The organism is Paramuribaculum intestinale (assembly GCF_003024925.1).
Classification (GTDB): domain Bacteria; phylum Bacteroidota; class Bacteroidia; order Bacteroidales; family Muribaculaceae; genus Paramuribaculum; species Paramuribaculum intestinale.
The window spans coordinates 1-5,158 of sequence record NZ_PUED01000162.1 but is presented as its reverse complement, the minus strand read 5'-3'; the positions used below and the strand labels follow the sequence as shown (position 1 = coordinate 5,158).

Sequence of the window (5,158 nt, the reverse complement as noted above, 5' to 3'; positions counted from 1 at the left end):
AATACGGCAGTCTCCGGGTTCTAACCTAGTTCGCTCGTCGGCAGGGTCAGATGTGGTTAAGAGACAGGTATGTACCCATTTGATTTTCTCGTTCTTGACGCCCTTGGTGCCAAAACATGAGAGGGCAAGCAGCAGTAAAGCCCACCATTTGGCGTTCCAAGGATTATTGAACAGTCCTCCCGCCTCGTTGAGATTGCCGAGCACCTTCATTGTCTCGGAATGGAACCGCCAACCGCCAATAAACGACTGGCAGAACCAATAGATATTGGCGACCACAAGTATCAGACTTATGCCACGGAGCATATCCATGATTTTAGCCAAAGACCTGAGGTCATCCTCTTGTTGCGACATAATAATTTGAAAAAAATGTTTCAGCGTACTATTTATTAGTATATGGCAAATGAACCATTACGCTACAAATGCAGTAGAAAGGAAAAGCCAGTGAGTGTCCGTCGTTATCAACGGGAGCGGTATAACAAGACTGAAAATGTCAAAACTCACTGTAGAAGTCTTCCCGGGAGGAAGGTCCTTTCTCGTCCAATCAAGGGGCGATTATAAAACTTGACAAGAAGGTTGGCGAATGATGTTCGTCAGCCTTTTTAATGTTTCGGTCGTTGACCGCGCTTCTTCTTTTTCTTCATGCGACGGATGAATTCTTCCTCATCCGGATTGAAACTCTGACCTTGCTGAAATAGATCCAGCCCGGGAATTGTGAGGTCATAGTCGTCTGATATATCCCTGTTAGTTGTGGAGGGACGATTCTGATTTGCGGTTTTTTCATGAGGTTGAGCTGTAGCTTGTCCGTCACCGCTGTCCTGATGTGAGTTTCTCTCCGGCTGTTCTTGTTCATTGACCGGGGAAATAGGTTTATCCTCAGAATTGTTGAACCAGCGGTCAAGAGCATTTGCGGAGAATGCTTTGCCAAGTCGAGAGCCATTCAGAACCGTCTTTGTGTTATGGTCAATGAAAGTGGCTCCATATATACGACCCTCGTCCGTGTAGCGTAGAATCAGGTCGATGTTCTGCTCATGGAGTCCGGCTATGAAATCATCCTTACCGGCTGACCGGCTCATGACAGCGGAAACCATTCTCTTTGTAGGACGGATATCAATCTTGTCTTTGGCTCTTTCAAACCGTGCTTCAATCGCTGTTCTGCTTGCAAACTTTCCAAGTCGCGAAGCCTTCAAGGGAGTTGAGATAGTCTTGCCGTCATCATCGGTAGCATGATATACCAGTCCATGATACTCCCGACCGTTGACTCTTCCGTCAGCAGCCTCACACCTTATATTATATAAGGAGAGGATTGCGTTGAACTCTCCAAGAGTCTGGAACCTGTAACGCATACCCACCATCTTGACGGTATTGGCAACCTGACGCTTTATATCTCCGTCAGGGTCAACCTTACGGATGGGCATATCGAGAGTAATCTTTTCTCTTTCAGCGGGCTTCAATCCATATTTTTTCTCAATCTCCCGGGTTATCTCCTTGCTTCGGTAAAAATTGTTCCTGTCGGAGATACATCTACCGTCAGTGCCAACCCTAAGAGCCACGATATGAACATGGTGCCTGTCTATATCTTCATGCTTCACTATGAGATATGGCATCTCACCGAATCCCATCTTTTCCATATACTCATGGGCAAGTCGAGTGAAATCAACATCACTCAGTCTATCATCAGGATGCGGATTCAATGAAATGTGCATCATAGGTTTTTCAGTACGTGTGGATGAAGGCATCCATCGTTTGAAATCCTCGAATACACGACCGATATTGATTTGACCGGATCCGTCATTGAAGATAAGGTTTGTATCAAGTACACGGCCTTTTTCTTTATTGATTTTCTCCCCGTTATATGCTATTGCTCCATAAAGAGAATTGCCTAATGAGATTTTAGCAACCATTGCTCGTCAAATTTATTGGCGAGATCAACAATCTGCCTGTTTATCCGGGCAAGTTCCTTTGTGTATTGCTCCAGACGATATAAGGCAGTCATTGCTTTCTTTTCGGTGAAATTCTCTCTTAACGTCTTGACCAGAGTGTCATAACTTACTCCAAGTGTACGGTACTGGGAGTTGAGGGATGAAAGGCGGTCTATGAATTTTCGTGTATTCTCATCTATGACAAACACCTTGAATGGCTTGCCAAAGAATTGCATTTTTATGAACGCTGCCATAGATTCCACTCCTGACCGTTCGTGCATGGCGATGAGTCTGGCGTGCTCCTGAGCATTGAAATTGACCGTACATCGGAACACCGTCGGATCAAGCTTGGGTTTTCGCCCTGCATTTCGATAGTTATTACTCATAAATTATCATGTGGATTTGTGGGTTTCGCAAAGCGACTGTGAGTGGCAAACCGCAGGTTATTCGCAAGAATTTACGACTTCGGAGTAAATTGTACCATGCGCAGCATGGCAAGGGTGCCGTGTGCCGCAATTTTAATTGCGTGCATCGTGGCACATACCTTGCCATGTCTATGTGGACATTCTATCCTATATAATATGTGGAATGTTGTTGATTTCGGTGCCGGTTAATCCGAATCAGCGTGTTTCCCTGTCTTGCATGGAGCGGCTTGTGGCGTATCTCCGGTGCTTTTGCTGATATAAAGTTACGAAAAAGTCATGGCATATACCAAATTTCGAGAGGGGCTGAAGCCACTTTTTTGAAATGGCTTGCTTTCATGTGTGTGCGGAAGTGTTTCTGTTTTGAAATTCCGGGTGTTGAAAGACCCGGGTAGCGAAAGTGACAAGCCGTGCCATATTGGACATTCGTAATGCCACGACCTCTAAAAATTTGGAGACCTTATGATTAAGTCATTAACTTTGCAACACATTCAGCCGATGATACTATCCTTGAACAGTTCAAAGTATTGTGTTAAGGAACGACATTTCAACAGATAGTCACATCGTATGAATTTTCAATCTGACGCTCAATAATTCCTATGACAGCTCAGGAATAAGGTTGAATGTATGATGTACTTACAGTTCATATTATCTACTTGTGGAACTTGTTTTGAATACTTCATACTGTCTGCCTATTGTCTGCTCAATCATAAGAATGGCAATATTGACTGTCAATTTATCCATCTATAGTTAATATCCTAATATCTATATGCGTAAAGGTCTTTACACGTATCGGGTATATTCAGGATTACGGCTGTAGGAAGAGCGAGGCTGACCGATGGTGACAAATCGGGACAAATCATGTGTTTGTAAAGCCACGATACTTAAAAATTTGGAAACAGGCTGCTGCATATCGTAATTTTGCATTGCTGACTGGCCAACGGTATTCCGCCAAGCGTTCAAATAATGTCCATAGGAATCGCATTTGCCCGAATACCATAGCCGTCCGGCACAAGAAAACGCTTGCAGTATTTCGGTCTTGAACAGTCGCATAACAGTCGCAGTTGTCAAAATGTTACTCTCGGACAATCTTGCCACCTGATATGAGCGGTTCGAGCTGACAGCAAGTTCCACCCCAACCATTTAATAAATTCGCAGACATAGGCGGTCGCCAGCAACAGTTCCCCGGGAAACAGAGCCGGTCTGTTTGCAAGGCTTGCGCTGACGGCCATCGCTATGCTCTGACAAAACCACTCTATCTGCAATTAGAATGAAAGATCCAAAGTTTGTTGCCTTTTCCACTCAAAAGGGTGGTGCCGGCAAAACAACCATGACGGTACTGATGGCGAGCTATCTTTACTATGTCAAGGGATTGAAAATCCTCGTTGTTGACTGTGACTATCCCCAGTTCAGCATTGAGGAAATGAGAAAGCGGGATTCCACGCTGCTCGAAATCAACGACTCCTTCAGAAAGGCTGTGATGGAGAACCGCAGGCGGACGGGACTTGAACCATATCCGTTGCTCATGGTCAAACCTGAAGACGCCATGCTCAAGGTAAGGGAAATCATCGAGGCGGGCAATGAGATTGACGTAGTCTTTTTCGACCTGCCCGGAACAGTCAACAACCGTGGAGTTGTCAATATTATCAACTGCATGGATTCTGTGATAGTTCCGATAGCGGCAGACAAGGTAATACTCGAAAGCTCTCTCGCCTTCGCGCTCAAAATTCAGGAATGGCTCACTACCGGTAAATCTCAGGTAAAGGAGATGTATCTTCTCTGGAATCAGGTTGACGCTCGTGAGAAAACCGACCTCTATGACCAATATGAAGAGTTATTCGAGGAACTGGGGTTACAGACTCTCAAGACGAAGATTCCTGACACCAAGAAGTATCGCAGAGAGGGCTCAAAGACGCTCGACCGCCCGGTATTCCGCTCTACAGTCATGCCCCCGGACAAAACGCTGCTCAAAGGTTCGAGGCTTCCCGAACTGGCGGAAGAAATACTGTCGCTGCTCAAATCCTGACGGCTATGGCAAAAGTCTATGAATCGGATGTCGATCCCGACGATTTCATCAGGTCATTCCGCGAGGAGCCCTCCGGTGTGTCATCGCTGAAGAAGAAACCCGCTGATAACACTGAGGATAAAAATCCCGAAACGGCTCCGGTGCCGGAATCGCCACCAGCCGTCAAACCGCGACAACGAAGCAGTGCCTCTAAGGAGGATGAGGAGATGTTTTCTCAACGGTTTGTGAGGAATATGTCTCACATGCGTCCGCAGATGAAATACCTTATGGTAGAGGTATCACCGGAGTTTGTGAGGAAAATACGAAGAATACTCTCATACGAAAATGGTCCGTCATGCTCTGTGAAGGCTTATGTCAATAATGTACTGGCCGAGCACTTCAAGGAGTTTGAGGATATAATCAAAAAAAGACTATGAATATCGAATGTCAAACGATAGAATTCCTACCCACAAGGTCACTATAGCCGTAACACAGGATACCACAGAAATCGAGGTTGCACCGGTTGATCCCGCCCGGATTGCCTATGTCGAAAAGTATCTGACCCGGAAAGATTCCGCATCAGCTAAAACTTATATCTATCCGGAGGTACTTGCCGTAATAAGGCGGATGGTACAGAGGTGCGGCGTTCCGCAAGCAACCATAGGCGGCTATCTCTCGGAGATAATTCTTGACCATTTTGAGAAGAACCGCGACATTATGCAGAGCATATTTGACGACAACAAGTCCAATCTGTTTCAATGAATGCAATACTGATTTTTCTCCTTTTGGTCAGCAATATATCACTTGCCACG

The 5,158-nt window shown here is 45.5% G+C and carries 6 protein-coding genes; 3 read left to right on the top strand and 3 right to left on the bottom strand.

Annotated elements, in window-relative coordinates; translation table 11 throughout:
- The 3 genes from C5O24_RS10550 to mobA all read right to left on the bottom strand — a co-directional run.
- Positions 1 to 351 (bottom strand): YWFCY domain-containing protein (locus C5O24_RS10550; RefSeq protein WP_262497763.1); only part of this gene is annotated, 351 nt, incomplete at its 3' end.
- 248 nt (positions 352 to 599) lie between these two features.
- The gene (gene mobB, locus C5O24_RS10545) at positions 600 to 1,901 is read right to left on the bottom strand and encodes a conjugal transfer protein MobB (RefSeq protein WP_107036641.1); all 1,302 of its coding nucleotides are present in this window, start codon (positions 1,899 to 1,901) and stop codon (positions 600 to 602) included.
- Complete coding sequence (mobA, locus tag C5O24_RS10540; RefSeq protein ID WP_107036642.1) at positions 1,880 to 2,305, bottom strand: conjugal transfer protein MobA; 426 nt, start codon at positions 2,303 to 2,305, stop codon at positions 1,880 to 1,882. Before mobA ends, mobB begins: the two co-directional genes overlap by 22 nt.
- A 1,306-nt stretch (positions 2,306 to 3,611) precedes the next feature.
- On the opposite strand from mobA, the gene C5O24_RS10535 reads away from it, so the two are divergent.
- Genes C5O24_RS10535 through C5O24_RS10525 form a run of 3 tightly spaced genes read left to right on the top strand, consistent with a single transcriptional unit; the run spans position 3,612 to position 5,108 of the window.
- Positions 3,612 to 4,367, top strand: a complete 756-nt coding sequence (locus C5O24_RS10535; protein ID WP_107036643.1) for a ParA family protein — start codon at positions 3,612 to 3,614, stop codon at positions 4,365 to 4,367.
- Between the two features lie 5 nt (positions 4,368 to 4,372).
- Complete coding sequence (locus C5O24_RS10530) at positions 4,373 to 4,783, top strand: DUF3408 domain-containing protein (protein ID WP_107036644.1); 411 nt, start codon at positions 4,373 to 4,375, stop codon at positions 4,781 to 4,783.
- Between the two features lie 7 nt (positions 4,784 to 4,790).
- Complete coding sequence (locus tag C5O24_RS10525; protein ID WP_107036645.1) at positions 4,791 to 5,108, top strand: DUF3408 domain-containing protein; 318 nt, start codon at positions 4,791 to 4,793, stop codon at positions 5,106 to 5,108.
- Positions 5,109 to 5,158 lie beyond the last annotated feature (50 nt).